Source organism: Vibrio panuliri (genome assembly GCF_009938205.1).
In the GTDB taxonomy this organism is placed as follows: domain Bacteria; phylum Pseudomonadota; class Gammaproteobacteria; order Enterobacterales; family Vibrionaceae; genus Vibrio; species Vibrio panuliri.
This window is the reverse complement of record NZ_AP019655.1, coordinates 872,293-888,365: the sequence shown is the minus strand read 5'-3', so window position 1 is coordinate 888,365 and position 16,073 is coordinate 872,293. Positions and strand designations below refer to the sequence as shown.

General features: G+C 45.7%; 11 protein-coding genes. 2 read left to right on the top strand and 9 right to left on the bottom strand.

Annotated elements, in window-relative coordinates:
• Positions 1 to 39 precede the first annotated feature (39 nt).
• Together GZK95_RS18760 and yccS are read right to left on the bottom strand one after the other, a co-directional pair.
• Positions 40 to 255: a hypothetical protein gene (locus GZK95_RS18760; protein ID WP_075710876.1), complete on the bottom strand. Its 216-nt coding sequence runs from the start codon at positions 253 to 255 to the stop codon at positions 40 to 42.
• Between the two features lie 117 nt (positions 256 to 372).
• The gene (gene yccS, locus GZK95_RS18755; protein WP_075715104.1) at positions 373 to 2,541 is read right to left on the bottom strand and encodes a YccS family putative transporter; all 2,169 of its coding nucleotides are present in this window, start codon (positions 2,539 to 2,541) and stop codon (positions 373 to 375) included.
• 254 nt (positions 2,542 to 2,795) lie between these two features.
• Here yccS and helD point away from each other — a divergent pair, with 254 nt between their 5' ends.
• Complete coding sequence (helD, locus tag GZK95_RS18750; RefSeq protein ID WP_075715107.1) at positions 2,796 to 4,862, top strand: DNA helicase IV; 2,067 nt, start codon at positions 2,796 to 2,798, stop codon at positions 4,860 to 4,862.
• Between the two features lie 53 nt (positions 4,863 to 4,915).
• On the opposite strand, the gene GZK95_RS18745 is transcribed toward helD, so the two are convergent.
• Positions 4,916 to 5,371 carry a methylglyoxal synthase gene (locus tag GZK95_RS18745; protein ID WP_075710870.1) on the bottom strand — a complete coding sequence of 152 codons (456 nt, stop codon included), beginning with the start codon at positions 5,369 to 5,371 and terminating at the stop codon, positions 4,916 to 4,918.
• Between the two features lie 9 nt (positions 5,372 to 5,380).
• Positions 5,381 to 6,385: a TMAO reductase system periplasmic protein TorT gene (gene torT / locus GZK95_RS18740; RefSeq protein ID WP_075715109.1), complete on the bottom strand. Its 1,005-nt coding sequence runs from the start codon at positions 6,383 to 6,385 to the stop codon at positions 5,381 to 5,383.
• 80 nt (positions 6,386 to 6,465) lie between these two features.
• On the opposite strand from torT, the gene torS reads away from it, so the two are divergent.
• Positions 6,466 to 9,351 carry a TMAO reductase system sensor histidine kinase/response regulator TorS gene (gene torS / locus GZK95_RS18735; RefSeq protein ID WP_075715111.1) on the top strand — a complete coding sequence of 962 codons (2,886 nt, stop codon included), beginning with the start codon at positions 6,466 to 6,468 and terminating at the stop codon, positions 9,349 to 9,351.
• A 24-nt stretch (positions 9,352 to 9,375) separates the two neighbouring features.
• Here torS and GZK95_RS18730 read toward each other — a convergent pair whose 3' ends face one another.
• From GZK95_RS18730 to pfkB, 5 genes are all read right to left on the bottom strand, one after another.
• The gene (locus GZK95_RS18730; protein ID WP_075710864.1) at positions 9,376 to 10,005 is read right to left on the bottom strand and encodes a lysoplasmalogenase; all 630 of its coding nucleotides are present in this window, start codon (positions 10,003 to 10,005) and stop codon (positions 9,376 to 9,378) included.
• A gap of 301 nt (positions 10,006 to 10,306) precedes the next feature.
• Positions 10,307 to 11,455 carry an iron-containing alcohol dehydrogenase gene (locus GZK95_RS18725; RefSeq protein ID WP_075715242.1) on the bottom strand — a complete coding sequence of 383 codons (1,149 nt, stop codon included), beginning with the start codon at positions 11,453 to 11,455 and terminating at the stop codon, positions 10,307 to 10,309.
• Positions 11,456 to 11,800: 345 nt separating this feature from the next.
• On the bottom strand, positions 11,801 to 13,018 hold the full coding sequence (gene glgC / locus GZK95_RS18720; protein ID WP_075715113.1) for a glucose-1-phosphate adenylyltransferase: 1,218 nt from the start codon (positions 13,016 to 13,018) through the stop codon (positions 11,801 to 11,803).
• A gap of 345 nt (positions 13,019 to 13,363) precedes the next feature.
• A complete protein-coding gene (gene fruA, locus GZK95_RS18715) occupies positions 13,364 to 15,088 on the bottom strand; it encodes a PTS fructose transporter subunit IIBC (RefSeq protein WP_075715115.1) in 1,725 nt (574 codons plus the stop codon).
• Positions 15,089 to 15,120: 32 nt separating this feature from the next.
• The gene (gene pfkB, locus GZK95_RS18710) at positions 15,121 to 16,071 is read right to left on the bottom strand and encodes a 1-phosphofructokinase (protein WP_075715117.1); all 951 of its coding nucleotides are present in this window, start codon (positions 16,069 to 16,071) and stop codon (positions 15,121 to 15,123) included.
• Between the last annotated feature and the right edge of the window lie 2 nt (positions 16,072 to 16,073).

Genomic DNA, 16,073 nt, shown 5'->3' with positions numbered 1-16,073 from the left:
CGAGTTCAATGTGTGAACACGGAGGAATGTTAGGATAATTTACGATTGGAACAATCGGCTGATAAATGCACTTTCTTCATCACTTAACGTAGCAGCAGGACGGCTATCCAGTTTTGCATCTATAGCGCTACGTAGCTCAGAAAGCTGTTTTTGGCTTAACTCACTGAGTTGTGACTTCAGCATATCAAGTCGAGCGACACCTTGCGGTCGCATCGAAGGATAATGGGTGTAATTTGGTGCGTAGTGGTAATTCATAAAGCCTCCCGTCGTCTAGTCACTTTAGAATAGGAAAAGAGGCAATTATTTTGTCCGCGAAATGTCAGAGGAAGGCGAGAAGTCGGTGAAACCGACTTCCCGTGCACCAAATTGCACTTATTTTTTGCTGCTGGACGTTGTAATACGAGCCACACACTTACTAGCAAGCGAGTGAAGCTCTGGCAGCATTCGATAGATTAGGTATAACTGTTGAAGAACAAAACGTGCTGATGAGTCATCCTCATCACGCCATTCCGCCAGACGGGCTTCAATTGCCGGGTCGTCAATTTCTGAAGTATCGCATTCAACACAGCGGTCATTTAATTGGTTATATAACATCTCTAAATGACGGTGAATGATGCGGTGTGACTGCAATACCAACTGGTGGGTAGAGTCATTATCGATAACTTGTCGATGAGCCCCCATTGCCGAAATGTAACTCAACAAAGCGTGATTAAGTGTCAACAAGCGAAAACTTTCGTCGACGGCGGAGTGATATTTACCTGGTTCTACCAACATTGCACTGATAGCAGAAGATAAGCTGGCATCTTGATTGTGAGCACTGCGGCGAGCGATGCGATACGCTAAGCTGTCATGTTTGCCAATTCGATATTGTCCAATAATTTGCGCCAAGTAATCTTTGTTCGCTTGTATGGCTTCCGCCATCACTTTATGAAGTCGTTTGGATTGCCAATCAGGAAAGACAAAGGTGACCGCCGCAACGGCTAAAGCACAGCCAACCAGTGTGTCCCCTAGACGGGGTAAAACAACCGCAAAACCTTCACCCAACTGGTTAAAACAGAACAGCACCAATAAGGTAATAAAGCCAGTTGCATAACCATAGTTGGCGATTCTAAAGGCGAAAAACGCCACGCCAGATAACACAATAACCAGCAACTGAACTTCTGTAGAACTGATGAGCGCAAGCAGTGGTGCCCCTACCAATAAACCAGCAAAGGTTCCAGCAATACGAGCAACTAGCTTCTGCTTGGTGGCGCTATAGTTTGGTTGACAGACAAATAGTGTCGTCAGCAATATCCAATAACCGCGCTCAATATCAAACAACTGAATAATTCCGTAACCAAGAGTTAACGCCAGAGACATACGTACCGCATGGCGGAACAACATTGAGTCGGTATGAAGGTTTGCTTTTATACGTCGCCACATGACTTTTGGTGTGTGGGCGTTGGTATCGTCAAGCACTCCTTCTTCGGGGCGATTGGCATCTGGGTTATTGATGTTGCTTAACTGTTTATCCACCGTGGCTAAGTTATTAAACAAGTAATTAAGTTGCAGAAGTAATAGACGCCATTTAGGGTTGTTCTGCTCTTGAAGAAACACAATCGCAGATTGCAGTTCGTCGAGTGCCATTATTGAATCGTCGTACTGGTAGTTGTTCCCAAGGCGAATCGCATTGGCGATTTCTCGACACGCTTTGCTCTGAACTTCTAAAAGATGTTTAAAGCGGAATAACACATCTGAACGACCAAAATGCTCGGCTAGTTCTTGATAGCGATAATGACTTGAACTAACACGTTCATGGATATCCTGTGCCATAAAATAAATGTTTAAAAAGCGGTCACTAGCACCATCAATGTGACCGCGTTTAGAGCGGCTAAGCAAAGTGGATTTACACTGATTTAGAGCCGAGACTGTCGCCGCGTTTAGGTTAGCCTCACGAATTCGATAGGGCTGCGGATTGAGGTCAACAACTGGGTAAAACAGTTCACTTTTGGCATCTAAATAGTTAGCGAGCGCCACGAACACATTGGACAGACCTTGTTGTACGGGTTGCATTGGCCAAAACATGTGCCAAATCATCGACATGGTGTAGTACCACACCGCTCCGGTTAGTAGCAATAAAGGTTGGAACCACAAGTTAGTGCTTTCATGTGCACCAAGCATGGTATAAATCGCAATTAGCAGTGAGCCAAATGCGATGCTGGCATAACGCGGCCCAATAGAGCCAAGCATAATAAAGCCAAATGCGGAGAGAAATAACCCAATCGCAAACAGTATTGGTTGATTAAACAGCAGTTCAATCGAGAAAGAAGCCACCGCAAAACAGATCAACGTTAATGTGACGGACTTAATTCTGCCGGTAAAACTGTCGTCACTTTCTGCGAGTGCCGCAGCCATTACACCGAGGATCAGTGGAATGATTAATGAGTCGAGTTGGTAGTACCATGTGGGAATCACAACACCGAGCAGGGTGGTGAGGATCAGCAAGCTGTAATTAAAGGTTTTGTTGGTCCAGTAATTACGTAATTGACTTAGAAAGTGCACAAAGTATCCAACATAAATTTTATCCTGATTGTTATAGTATCAAACAATCTTGGCTAAGCCTCTGAGCAAGTTAAATATATCTAACCGACTGCTCGTAATTTATACTTTTGTAGGCGTTTCGATGCCGATATTTATAGCAGGTCGCATAAACTTTGCTCGTCAAAAGAGGCTAGAGTGAGATTTTACAAAACACTTTTTAAATCAATTTGCTGATGCGGTATGATGAGGGCAATGGAATCCATAGGCTTAATACCATGCAGCTAACAGCGAATAAGACTGCAAAGTTCTTTGTTCAAAACGAATACCACATTGTGTCTCTCGATAATGATTATCTCGTACTCGGCTCAGATAACTATGAGGAGCGAATTCCCTTCAATATTTGGAACGGTCGAGTTGAAATAAAACGGGGAATTGTTTGGGGGGCACTGCAGTTTTTTGCCCATCCTGAAAACGACACTCAGCAGTCGTGGTTAGTTCAGGGACTACCATGGGATAAATGCCGTCAGTTCGCGCGTTATGCGATCAAACATTATCAGAATTGGCACACCAAGCAGTGTCATCAACTTGTCGAACGTTTGCCTCAATGGGAAGAGCGCATTTATGCACTTGAACGGGCGCAGCACTTTGTGCCTCATTCCGAGCTTGAGGCTTGGCTTGGTACCGCACATCAAGATTTCGAGCAAATGTCGATGACCCTAAGCGAAGCTGAGCAGAGAATGCCAAAACGCATGGCAAAGGTATCCCCTTGGATCGAACAAGCACAGCAGAAACTACGTAAACGCAATGATGATTGGATCATCAACGAGATCGATAACTGGGAAGTACTGTTTTCGCAAATTGAATCTTCGCCTCTAAACTTAAGCCAAAAACAGGCTGTGTTGCTCAACGATAACAATAATCTGGTGTTGGCAGGGGCTGGTTCTGGGAAAACCAGCGTGCTAACCGCTCGGGTAGCCTACTTGTTACAAAGCCATATGGCGAAAGCAGACCAAATACTAATGCTGGCGTTTGGTCGTGATGCGGCGGATGAAATGAAGCAACGTTTACTCAACAAGGTAGGGCCGTCGACTGAGCAAGTCCGAGTAAACACTTTTCATCAACTCGGCTTATATATTTTGCGCCAAGTAGAAGGTGAGCAAGTCAAGTTATCGCCTATCGCCCTTGATGATAAGTTGCGTCAGGCTTGGTGCATGGATTGGTTGAAGCGTCATTGGATGACACCAACGAGTTTTAAACGTTGGCAGAAGCATTTATCTAAATGGCCCATTGCGTATATTGCTGGTGATGATGAGTTGGGTAGCCATGTCGAAAACCCTAAACTGATCGCTTGGCTGGAGACGCAAGTAATGCAGCTTTCAGCGATGGGGTGTGGGAAAAAAGAGCTGCAAGAGCAGATTGTTGACCATGATGAATACAGTCGACTCAACAGTGAGCTTGGTTTGGTTTGGCCGTGTTATCAAGCGTGGCAGACGATGCTCAAGGAGCAAGGGGAAATCGACTTTAACACCATGATAAGCCGCGCTCATCAATATGTGGTGAAAGGCAAATTTACAGCGCCTTGGAAATTTATCATGATCGACGAATATCAAGATATTTCCCCTCAACGTCTCGCGTTGATAGAAGCATTGTGTGCCAACAATCGAAACCAAGATTGTGTGCTTTTTGCAGTAGGCGATGATTGGCAATCTATCTACCAGTTTGCGGGATCTGATGTTGATTTGACTACGGGCTTTTCAGAACGATTCCCTAACTCGACGTTGCATTATCTTGATACTACTTACCGTTTCAACAACCAGTTGGGGATGGTGGCAAATCAGTTTGTGCAACAAAACCCGAATCAACTCGCCAAAGAGCTTAAGAGCCACAAAGAGCACAAAGCCAAAGCAGTCGCATTGATACCAATGGGGAACATTGAAAAGATATTGGACCAACTTGACCGTAAATCTAAAAGTAAAGCTCGCGTGTTGCTGCTTGGGCGTAATCATTATCATAAACCAGAGCTATTTAACGAATGGCAGAAACAATTTAAGCAGCTGGAACTTGAGTTTATGACTTGTCACGCCAGTAAAGGCCGAGAAGCAGACTATGTTGTGATCCTTAACGTCGATGAAGGCCAGTTCCCTGCGCGTGTTAAAACGTTGCACTTAGATGGGGTATTGACCCAATCAAACGACGATTTTCCATACGCAGAGGAGAGACGACTGTTTTACGTTGCCTTGACCCGAGCGAAAAAGAAAGTTTGGGTTGCCTACAACGGCAGCGGCTCGAGTTTTGTCAAAGAATTGCTTGAAGGAGACTATCCGGTCCAGCACAGCAGTTAATAAAAAACCGAAGGACTTCCTTCGGTTTTTTTATGTTTGAACCTAAATTAGCTTTAAGTACGCTCAGAAAGGTAGGCTTGGTAATCTGGAATCTCGATGTCGACTTGCTGCTCAATCAGCTCAGACTCAAAGATAAACTTCGCTGTCGCGCGGTTAGTGGCGACAGGAATATTCCAAACGCTGGCAATACGAAGCAACGCTTTAACATCCGGGTCATGTGGTACGGCGTTAAGTGGATCCCAGAAGAAAATTAGCACATCGATTTCCCCCTCAGAGATCAGCGCACCGAGTTGTTGATCACCACCCATTGGACCACTAATTAAAGATTTGATCGCCAGACCAGTCTCTTTACTTAACATGTTGCCCGTGGTGCCAGTCGCGTAAAGGAAATGCTTTTGTAGTTTATCTTTGTTCTCTTTTACCCAGCGCAATAGTTCTGGTTTGCAGTTGTCGTGGGCAACGAGAGCAACATGTTTGTTTGCTGGCATAGTACGGGTAGTTTTTTGCATCTAATAATCCTAATTATGAACGTAAAACGTAGGGCGGTACTCTGACGGTGACAGAGACTCAGCAACCACTTTAGGGTTGAGTTTGTTCGGTGTCAAAGCCTCAATAATCGGTGCTTCAAATTTTTCATAGGGTGTCCCATTCAAGTAATGGATGGCCTGCTGAACAGAGAGTCGACCCTGCTGAACCATTTTGTCGGTCGGCGCGAACTCAACTCGGTTTCGCAGTAGGCCACGATAGACTCCGTGGCTGAGATAGGTTGAAACCAGACCAATTTGCCCGGTTTTACCCGCAGAGCGAAGTTCACTAATGGCGGCTTCAATCGCGACTGCGCTACCAACGATGTAGTCTATGTTATGGGTTTCAATGGACTTCTGTACTAGATTACGCTGTAACTCTTTGTCATTGTCGGCCCAATAAGTATCAACGACTCGGATATCACTACCTTGAATTGCAGACAGTAGACCTTGAATCACGGGTTTGGTCCCACCGCTGGCTTGTGGTCCAGGAAGTAAGGCAATGTTGGTTATCCCTGATCCCTTAGGGTGCTTTTGCTTGAGGTATTGGCCGGTATAGTAGCCCATCCAGTACCAATCGACGCCCACTTCACCCTTAAGTACCGCTGAGTTTTCCTTATTTACCTCCAAATGGTTGACGGTGGCAAAAACAGGAATTCCAGCCGATGCTTTGGCCAGTGAGGAATAGAACATATCAGGGGCAACAGTCCCAAGAATAATTGCGTCTGCATCCCATTTGATACAGAGGTCGAGTTGCTCTTTCTGTTTGTCTTGATTTGGATAACCGCCAGCCTCGAGGACGCGTAGCTCCACACCCTGTTTTCGCGCTTCATCCACCATACCGTAATTGACCGATAACCAATAAGAGTCTTTAAGGTGAGGGTACAAAGCACACAGGCGCAACGGTTCTTTCGCAACAGCGTTGCCAGTCAAGAATATGCTGAGTAGGAAACTAACGATGATTTTAAGGCGGATATTACCCGCTAAAGGAAGTGACATGACGCTTTTCGTTGGATTAAATAGGCTAAACATTGCAGAATATAGCGCATTATCTAAGAGTTAAGAAGTGATCAATTTGCATGTTACTCGCTAAAGCCAGTATTGGGCGTAAGCTTCTGTTTGCTTTTCTTGCGATGGCATTATTAGTACTAATGTCTTCGTTTATCGGTGTGTTTGGTTTCTCATCGGTGGCTAAAACTGAACGTAACGTGGTTAACTCCGCGATTCCATCAATGATTGAAGCTCGACAAGTCGCGGAACTCAGTTCGCGAATTATTTCTTCCGTACAAACTTTGTCGAACTCAAAAACAGAGCATCAAAGACAGCAATCTGGCAAAGTACTGTTCGATCAATTGAGCGCCTTACTTACCCATATTAAGCAGTTAGGCTCGGATTCATTTGATTCTAAGCTTCTCTCAACGCTTGAGTCTGATGTACAAAAAATTATCGATACGCTTGGCAAACTGGGTATTGGCGTCGAAAGAAAGTTATTTCTTGAAAAGGACATAGCTAGCCGTACCGAAGAGATGCGCAATTTAGCAATGGAATTGGAACAGTTAACGCGTACGCAAGTTTCTAATACCAGCACGATTGCAGTGGCGAACGTTACCCATATCTATGATTTGTTGGCTAACAAGAAAATTGATAAGGCCTATCAAGCCTTAGATGCTTTGGTTGAGGTTGACTTAGATTTATCTGAGCGTTTGCATGAACTGCACTTACTTGCCTTTCAGCTTCTAAACCAGATTGAAGAAATTCGCACGATCAGTGATTCATCACGCCTCAACGATATTCGCAAACAGTTCAATCATAATCTATTGATCATGAAACGCCGTGTACAAGCGGTCGAAGACCCAACGCGTTCGGTGCAGATGTCGGACTTGCTGACTAAGTTAGAGCAACGTGAGGTTGTGTTTGGTATCGTCCTTTCACGCCATAAAAACGAACAAGAATCACAAACCCTGATGCAGGATACATTGACGCAGTTTACCGCGCTCAATACGACCATCAATAAGTTGGTGGATGACTCAAACCAAGCCACCACAAAAGCGGTTGAAGAGTTAAAAACGACGCTGAATTATGCTCAACTTACCCTGACAATCTTGACGGTTCTTGGTCTGGTTATTGTGGTGCTTATTGTTTGGAAGGTGGTATACGTCTCAGTACTTAAGCGCCTTGCAGAATATTCATCAGCATTGCTCTCCATTGCTCAAGGGCAACTTAAAGTGGATATTACGGTTAAAGGTAATGATGAGTTGGCGCATATGGGGCAAGCGATTATTACCGCGCGCAATACCGCACAAGCACTGAAAGTGGTTGCTGAAAGTGAAATAGAAGCGAAACGTCAGCTTGAAGAACACAAAGAACGCCTCGAAGAGCTGGTCACGGAACGTACCGTGCAGCTGCAAGATGCGAACAAGCGCCTAAACAGCGAAGTATTAAATCACGCTAAAGCGCGCCAAGAAGCAGAGCAAGCCAGCCGCGCTAAGTCGGCTTTTCTTGCCACCATGAGCCATGAAATTCGAACGCCGATGAACGGTGTGTTAGGTACTGCAAGGTTGTTAAAGGATGAAGGGCTCAACTCACAGCAAGCCTACTACGTCGATATCATCAACCGCAGTGGTAAAACGTTACTAGCGATCTTAAATGACGTCTTAGACTACTCCAAAATCGAAGCTGGGCATTTGGAGATTCGCCCAATCGACTTCAACTTGCACTATATGGTTGATGACGTAAATCAGTTAATGCAGGGGCGCGCCAAAGAGAAGGATCTTGAGCTAAGTTGTTTAATTGAAAGTGATATCAAGCCGTTTTGGCTTGGTGATGTGACACGGATAAGCCAAGTATTAACCAACTTAGTGGGTAACGCGATCAAGTTTACCGATAGCGGTTATGTCGATATTTATGTCTCACTTGAAGAGGACAATTATGTCACGTTTGAGGTGTCCGATTCAGGAATTGGGATCTCAGAGAAGGAGATGGAGACCTTGTTTGACGCCTTTACCCAAGCTGAAGGTGGTTTAAGTACTAAAGGCGGTACGGGTCTAGGTTTGGCGATCAGTAAACGCATTGTTGAGGCGATGGGTGGCGCGTTAGGCGTAGAGTCTGAAGTGGGGCACGGTAGTCGTTTTTGGTTCACCCTTCCACTTGAAGAAGGCAAAGAAGTGGTGAAGAAAGAGTCAACCGTACACAACTCTGTGCAAGCCAAAGTGCTTTTGGTGGAAGACAATCCAGTCAACTGTGTGGTCGCGGAAGGCTTCTTGTCCAGTATGGGACATCAGGTTGTGATTGCCGAGGATGGCGCAACTGCAGAAACGCTCTTTAATCAGCAACGTTTTGATATTGCACTACTTGATATCAACTTACCCGATTGTGATGGTCGAGATTTACTGGTGAAGTTGCATCAGATCCAAGACGCATTGGACCTTGATACAAGTGAGAAAACCCCATTTATTGCCGTATCGGCTCATGTATTTAGTGAAGAAGTGGAAAGTTATATATCGGCGGGTTTTGACGGTTATCTTGCCAAACCGCTAGATAAAGATGCGCTTTGCCAACTGATTCAAAACCGATTAGAAGGAAAAACCTTGTTACTTGAACAGGTGGTAAAAGAAAAGCAACCAATGAAATTAGACAGCATCATTAACCCTCAAGTCATTCAAGATGATATGAAAGTGCTAGGTAAAGAGAAAATGCACCATATTGCTGAGCTCTTTATTCAAGGCAGTGGTGAAATTTTACGTTTGCTAGCGGATGCCAGTCGGGAAAATAACGCGACCGAAGTAAAGCAGTTGGCACATAAACTAAAAGGCTCAGCGGGCAGTATGGGGCTGCTGGCGCTCTATCAGGTTTGCCAGTCAATTGAGGCAGCAACCGCGCCTAACGATTCATATATTGCTCTGCGCGATGAGCTAGAAAGCAAAGTTGAACAATCCATTGCGGCGATCAAGCAACTACTTGGTTGATAGAGATATCTTACTTTTTGCGGACTACGCTGCCCATATTACCGACAAAGCAAATAGGGACTGGGCGGTGTAGTAGGTAAACATCACGACATGCCTTGAAAACGCAGAGCTTGAACGAAAACGGTCGATGGCGAGTACTAGGTCGGACATAATAAAAATATAGGCGGCAATCATTGCCATGCTTGTCAACGGTGTTGTGACGTTGAACCAAGCCAAGGTGGCATTGCAGGCCATAAACAAAATACCGACAAAATAGGAGCCGACAAACCATTTGTCTTTACCCATATTTGGCAATAGCAGCAAAAAGACAATCACACCCACACTGGCAAACATAATCGGTAGCCAAAGCGGCTCAAAGCTATTGATTCGTGTCAAAAAGGCATAACCGTAAGAGACCTGCGCGACTAAAAAGCAAATGAGACCCTGACGAAATTTATCGGTTGGTAACATCAAGAAAATATCACCCATGACCGAAATGGCTAAGCCAAGTGCAATATAGCGCGTGTAGTCTGGATAGACGGTTGAAGGGGAGTTGACCACTAAGATAGTCAACAGTGCCGCAGGGATTGGCTTTGTTAGGTAGAACAACCAGCGTGGCCCACGGCTAATCGAGCAAATATGTGCCAAACACAAACAAATAATCACTAGCCACATATCATTTACTCGCCACCTTAAGATAGATTTTCACTCGAACACGCGAGCTAACCATAGAGATCTTATCTGATTTTCTAATATTATGCTGTTTTTTTTCGAGCTTCTGACAAACTGAGTGCTTTGGTCTGACATTGGAAAGCACAGATGGGAGTGCATGATGGGTAGTGACGGTGTCACCTTGTGCGAAGAAAGTGAGGCTTATACTGTCGATTGTGATTAGTAAAGGTAAGGGGGCAGTCGCTCAGGAGAGTCGACGATCTAGCACCGCCGACTCCTGTTACAAACGTGGTTGGCTAAGCGATTAGGCTATTGCTTGTTCAAGAATTGCTCGGCTCTCTTTTAGAGTGATCGCTTGGTTTTCACCCAACTTAATCATGCCGTGTTTTTCTAGCTGTTCAATAACATTGTCTACCGCATGTTGCTTATCACCATTGTGCTCGGTCAATTGTGTCGCGACACCGAGTTGATGGTAGAAAGCCTCAAGCGCAACGATGGTGCGGTTGGCAAGATCCTCACCAGCATCAAGTTTAAAGACTTCGGTTCCCAGTTTTTCAAGTTTGGCCCGTTTGTGCTCAATTTGATTGCGAAGTAACGAAGGTTGCACGATGGCTAGTGAGCGCGCATGGTCAACGTGCCATAGTGCGGTAAGTTCGTGACCAATCATATGGGTCGCCCAATCGTGAGGTACGCCAGAGCCAATTAAACCATTGAGCGCTTGGTTTGCTGTCCACATCAGGTTTTCTCGCCAAACATCACTGTCACGCTGATCAAACTGTTCCGCTAATTGTTTGAGGTTGCGCAGTAAAACTTCGGCGTAGCCATCTTGCACCATATGACCGTGGTTGAAAGTTAAGTACTGTTCACAAACATGTACCCAAGCATCAACGAGTCCGTTGACCAACTGACGATCTGGCAGCGTTTTCATGACGTCTGGATCCATAACAGCGAAAGCAGGCTGTACATACGGAGATAGAAACGCCAACTTGTCTTGGGTCTCTGACTTAGTGATTACCGCGCCGGAGTTTGATTCTGAACCGGTTGCAGGAAGAGTAAGAATTGCCCCAAGTGGTGTTGCTGATGAAACTTGGTGCTGACCAGTAAGAATATCCCAACCATCGCCGTCATAATGGGCAGCTGCCGCGATGTATTTACTGCCATCAATAACTGACCCACCGCCCACAGCAAGAATAAAGTCAATATGATCGCATTTAACGATTTCAACTGCCTTGTCTAATGTTTCTTTGGTCGGGTTAGGTTCGACCCCAGAGAACTCTTGCCATTGATGATCGCTCAACGCTGCTGCCACTTGGTCATAAACACCGTTATGCTTGATGGAACCGCCGCCGTACACAACAAGCACGCGGCTGTTGGTCGGTATTGTCTGGCTAATGGCAGAAATTTGTCCTTGACCAAATAGAATCTGGGTGGTGTTTTGATATGAAAATTTCATCGACATTCTTGCTTCCTCTTCGATTGAGAATCCGAACTTATTGTAGTACTGCGACAGCAACAGCGATCACTTTATTGAGATGGGGATAATGTACGGGCAATACAATGCTCAAGGCGACAGTTTGCAGAAAAATGTCTGTAAAGATATTTCGCAAGATAAACAAAGCGGGGTAAATATCGCAGCAGATAAAACGGGAAAAGAGCGCTTACAAATTTACCGTTTTTCTTTTTATTTGTTTAGGTAATACTAACAGTCCCTATAGGAGATCTAGTCAATCTCTTAAAACACCCTCCAATTTGAGAGGGTGTTTGTCTTTTGGCATCACGCAAATCAATATCATGCGGCTTAATCAAATCGGTAGCTTTCAGGGACGACTACGGTACCGTTTGGTGAAAGATGAAAACGCTTGGCATCTTCGTGCTTGTCGTAGCCGATTCGCGTGTTTGCGGGCACCACAACGTGCTTATCGATAATGCAGTTTCTAATCTGGCAGCCTTCACCAATCTCAACGTGGTTGAACAAAATACTGTCGACGACGGTCGCACCATCGTTAATTACCACTGATGGGGAAATGATTGATCTCTGCACAGAGCCACCTGCATTTACCACACCATCTGAGATGATCGAGTTGATAAATATCCCTTCATTCCCAGTTGCAGATGAAACGGTGCGAGCGGGTGGGTATTGCGGCTCATAAGTTCGAATTGCCCAATCTCTTTGATAAAGGTTCATTGGAGGGACAGCTTCGAGAAGATCCATATTGGCTTGATAGTATGAATCAATCGTGCCGACGTCACGCCAGTAACAGTCTTTAGCAACGCGCCCGAGTTCACCGCAAAAACGATAAGCAAACACATCTCGTGTCTCTATCAGTTTAGGAATAATATCTTTGCCAAAATCGTGACTAGAGTTTGTTGTCGCTGCGTCTGCTTGCAAACACTCTTTTAGTACGTCGGCATCAAATACGTAGATTCCCATCGAAGCAAGACTATGATCGGGTTTACTTGGTATGCTGGGCGGGTCGATGGGCTTCTCGATAAAGTGTACGATTTCGCCGCTTTCGTCGGTGTCGACAATACCAAACTGGTGGGCTTCGCTATGGGGCACTTCCATACACGCAATAGTCAGTTTTGCCCCTGTGCGTTTGTGCTCTTTTACCATGGCGGCATAATCCATGCGATAGATATGGTCACCGGACAACACAACCACGTACTTAGCGCAACTGCGATCAATCAGCCATAGATTGTGATATATCGCATCGGCTGTACCTTCATACCATTTTCCGCCACCTCGCATTTGTGGAGGAACAACGGAAATAAACTCGCCCAGTTCTGGATTAAACAGTGACCACCCGTCGCGCAGGTGCTTTTGCAAGGAGTGGGACTTATATTGGGTGAGGACTAAAATTTGTCTTAATCCTGAGTGAAGGCAGTTCGTTAAGGTGAAATCAATAATGCGATATTTTCCCCCAAAAGGTACGGCAGGTTTTGCTCGGTCGTCAGTTAGGGGGCTTAGGCGTGACCCCATCCCTCCGGCGAGTATCACAGTCAATGTGTCTTGCATAGTTTTTCCTTAGTGCGCCAGCATATCTAGACGTTGTGTCTAGGAAAGGTTAGTACAAGAAATGAGCCAAGTTGTAATCTACTGTTTTGCTTAGAATATTAAATCCATAGTGTCGCGAAATGGCTCTAAAACGTGCAAACGAAAAGTGTTGCGCACCAAAATGGTGAGCAATGTCAGTCGTCATCTCTAGTCAGCAACACAGAGATGATAGTGATTAATATAGCGGTATTTGGGCAATATATAGTCGAGTTGTTGCACATTTGTGATAGGACTAATTGGTGCATCTACACAATAAAAAAGCGCCTCGGTGAGGCGCTAAGCGGGGGAAAGGAGCATCAGTTCAATTTAGGCTGTTGCTTCTACTTTGTTCTCTTTGTTTTTAAGAAAGGCGTAGCTGAAGCCGGTGAGTGCGGTACCTGCTGCAATTGCAACAAGATACATCATCACTGGCGTGATGGCATTTGGAATCAAGAGTACAAACAGGCCACCGTGAGGAGCCATGAGTTTTGCACCAAATAGCATCGATAGGGCACCGGTTAGTGCACCACCAGCCATGCATGATGGAATGACACGCATCGGATCTTTCGCCGCGAATGGAATCGCGCCTTCAGAAATAAAGCACAAACCAAGAACAAAAGAGGCTTTACCAGCTTCACGCTCACCTGATTCGAACTTCTCTTTCGCAAGGAATGTAGCCAGTCCCATGCCGAGTGCTGGAACCATGCCCGCAGCCATGATTGCTGCCATTGGTGCGTACGTTTGAGAAGCAAGTAGACCGACACCAAATGTGTACGCAGCCTTGTTTACCGGACCACCTAAGTCAAAGCACATCATTGCACCCAGAATCACCCCTAACAGAACCGCGTTAGCCGAACCCATATTATTGAGGAACTCTGTCATCGCAGCCATGATGCCAGAGACAGGGCCGCCAACGATATAGATCATCACTAAACCGGTGAACAAACTGGCAACAAAAGGAATGATCAAGATAGGTTTAAGTGCTTCCATTGATTGAGGAAGTTGAACCTTGTCGGCAATAAACTTAGCGGCATAACCAGCAATAAAACCGGCAGCAATGCCACCCAAGAAACCCGCTCCGGTTGAGCTAGCAAGCATGCCGCCAATAAGACCAGGCGCTAAGCCAGGACGATCTGCGATTGAAAATGCAATAAAGCCAGCTAAAACGGGGATCATTAAAGCAAAGGCGGAGCCGCCACCAATTGTCATCAGTGCTGCCGCTAACGTGCCTTCCTCTTTAAATGCTTCAATGCCGAAGACAAACGATAGTGCGATGATTAGACCTCCTGCGACCACGACAGGTAACATGTGCGACACACCAGTCATTAGATGCTTGTAGACACCTTTCTTCTCTTCGCTTGAGTTTACCGCTTCTGATTTGCCAGAGTGTTGGTAGACAGTTGCTTGTGCAAACGCTTTGTCCATCTCATCTGCGGTTTTCTTCAGCGCTGGTCCCGTTTTGGTACGATAAAGTTTTTTGCCGTTAAAGCGCTCTAATGGTACTTCGATATCCGCTGCAATAATGACTAAGTCGGCGTCAGCAATTTCTTGTTCAGTGAGTTGGTTTTTGGCGCCTACTGAACCGCGCGTTTCAACCTTAATCTGATGTCCGCGACGCTTGCCTTCCTCTTCCAATGCTTCTGCCGCCATGAACGTGTGCGCCACGCCAGTTGGGCAAGCCGTAATTGCGACGATCTTCTTCGCTTGTTCAGTGATCTCTGCCGTTGGTAGCGAGCTGGTGGTTAGCGTTTGTGCGTCGTTAGCACCTTGCTCTAGAACGCTCTGCGCATCATGAATAACTTGATCGATTGAGACGCGGGCGACTTTCTTTCCAACAAAGCGAGAATCATCAACAGCTCGATTCGCAGCGATTAAAACAAAATCACTTTGCTCGATCTGCTCACTTGATACAGGTGCTGAAGGGGCAATTTCTGATTGGCATTCAATATGGGCTGTCCAACCTAAAGATTGGGCTGCTTTTTCAAGCAATCCGGCTGCGATGATGCTGTTAGCAACACCACTAGGACAGGCGGTAATAATAGTTACGTTCATAACATCGACCTTTTGTTATTCGAGTATTTTTGCTACTTGCTTAGTGACGAAATTGGAGAAATTTCAATGTGTTGTTTTAATAAATCGAGTTGGTTGGCATCCTTAACACCTACGCCCACTTGACTCACTGCCATGGCAGAGAGCGCAGTGGCGAACTTAAGGATTTCAACTTTGTCCATATTCTTCATATGTCCCCAGCACATGCCGGCGACCAGCGTATCACCAGCACCAACCGTGCTGACCACGTCAACTTTAGGCGGCTTAGCACACAACCATTGGTTGTCTTGAAGCCACATCACGCCTTCGGCGCCTCGAGAGACGACCACGTTTGTAATCCCGGTTTTCGCAATTTGCTCTGCAACCTGCACAATCTCTTCAGTTGACTCGATTTGTTGGCCAACTAAATCAGACAGTTCTTCGTCGTTCGGCTTAATCAGCCATGGCAGGGCACTTAGTCCAGCTTTTAAGGCGGCGCGGCTAGAATCGAACAGCACGTTTTTGCCACGGCTCTGCAACATATCGACCCACTTAGCACATTGCTCAGGGGTAATGCCTAGTGGTAAGCTCCCAGCGAAAACGAAGTATTGGTGATCTTCACAAAGTTCATCTAAGGCTTGTTCAAAAGCTTGAATCGCTTGGGTGTTAACCTGGACTCCAGGGAAGTTAATGTCACTGACGGTACCGTCCTGTTCAACGAGCTTAACGTTGATGCGTGTGGCTCCTGGGACGCGAATAAAACGATCATTGGCGTTGATTTGCTCAAACAATTGGCAAAACAGCTCCTGATTATCCGCGCCAAGAAAGCCTGTCACACTCACTTCTGCTCCGAGATCAGAAAGAACCTTGGCAACATTGACGCCTTTTCCGGCGGCGTGGAAGTTACTGCGATTAACGAGACTTACGCTACCTTGGTTTAACTTGTCGAGAGAGCCTGTTAGGTCAAGGGCAGGGTTGAGGGTGATGGTCACCACTTTATTGTTCATAA

Bases quoted from the DNA above. Each gene is read 5' to 3' on its own strand.
- GZK95_RS18725 (WP_075715242.1), bottom strand. From the start codon at position 11,455: ATGAAATTTTCATATCAAAACACCACCCAGATTCTATTTGGTCAAGGA.
- helD (WP_075715107.1), top strand. From the start codon at position 2,796: ATGCAGCTAACAGCGAATAAGACTGCAAAGTTCTTTGTTCAAAACGAA.
- pfkB (WP_075715117.1), bottom strand. From the start codon at position 16,071: ATGAACAATAAAGTGGTGACCATCACCCTCAACCCTGCCCTTGACCTA.
- torS (WP_075715111.1), top strand. From the start codon at position 6,466: ATGTTACTCGCTAAAGCCAGTATTGGGCGTAAGCTTCTGTTTGCTTTT.
- torT (WP_075715109.1), bottom strand. From the start codon at position 6,385: ATGTCACTTCCTTTAGCGGGTAATATCCGCCTTAAAATCATCGTTAGT.
- GZK95_RS18730 (WP_075710864.1), bottom strand. From the start codon at position 10,005: ATGTGGCTAGTGATTATTTGTTTGTGTTTGGCACATATTTGCTCGATT.
- fruA (WP_075715115.1), bottom strand. From the start codon at position 15,088: ATGAACGTAACTATTATTACCGCCTGTCCTAGTGGTGTTGCTAACAGC.
- GZK95_RS18745 (WP_075710870.1), bottom strand. From the start codon at position 5,371: ATGCAAAAAACTACCCGTACTATGCCAGCAAACAAACATGTTGCTCTC.
- GZK95_RS18760 (WP_075710876.1), bottom strand. From the start codon at position 255: ATGAATTACCACTACGCACCAAATTACACCCATTATCCTTCGATGCGA.
- glgC (WP_075715113.1), bottom strand. From the start codon at position 13,018: ATGCAAGACACATTGACTGTGATACTCGCCGGAGGGATGGGGTCACGC.